This is a genomic window from Idiomarina sp. 28-8 (assembly GCF_000320945.2).
GTDB classification, from domain to species: Bacteria; Pseudomonadota; Gammaproteobacteria; order Enterobacterales; family Alteromonadaceae; genus Idiomarina; species Idiomarina loihiensis.
The window spans coordinates 1-541 of record NZ_BANL01000058.1; the positions used below are offsets into that span (position 1 = coordinate 1).

Sequence of the window (541 nt, forward strand, 5' to 3'; positions counted from 1 at the left end):
GAACAACCATCATTAGCGAATAAAGACTGGGGGATATCAATCAGTCAATCAGGTGAGCTAGAAGTTACAGGTTCCATTAATGATAAAGAGAAAAGTCTTATATCTGAAAAATTAAATGACAACGGGGATTTTGTGACCGCAGCTAACGAGTTTAAATCGAGCTTTCTAGAGCACATTGACTTGGGAGTTAGGGGGTGGTCAAGTTACGACGTAAACGAAGATAATTTCTCAAAAATATTTGATTTAAAAGAAATTCTGGATAATTCACAAGGAGGAGAAAGCTTTAAACAGGCTTGGAATAAGGACTTTAGTTGGCTTGAGTTAAACGATAATATCTCATCTCAACTTAGAAGAAATGCAGAACGAGAGTAATTTATTGCGAAAGGGCCTCATTTAGAGGCCCTTTTAAATTATGAAGGTTCGCTAGAAATCAAATCCTGATCGCAAATATGACCAAAATATACATATGGCACATTATCGCCACCTATCCCAATAGTGTCTATTTCTCCATTTTCATCAAGGCCTCTATTTGTTGGTATTA

At 36.4% G+C, this 541-nt stretch carries 1 pseudogene; it reads left to right on the forward strand.

The window, feature by feature from the left end:
* Positions 1-372: pseudogene (locus RJ32_RS14775) on the forward strand (hypothetical protein); the annotation flags it as partial.
* Between the last annotated feature and the right edge of the window lie 169 nt (positions 373-541).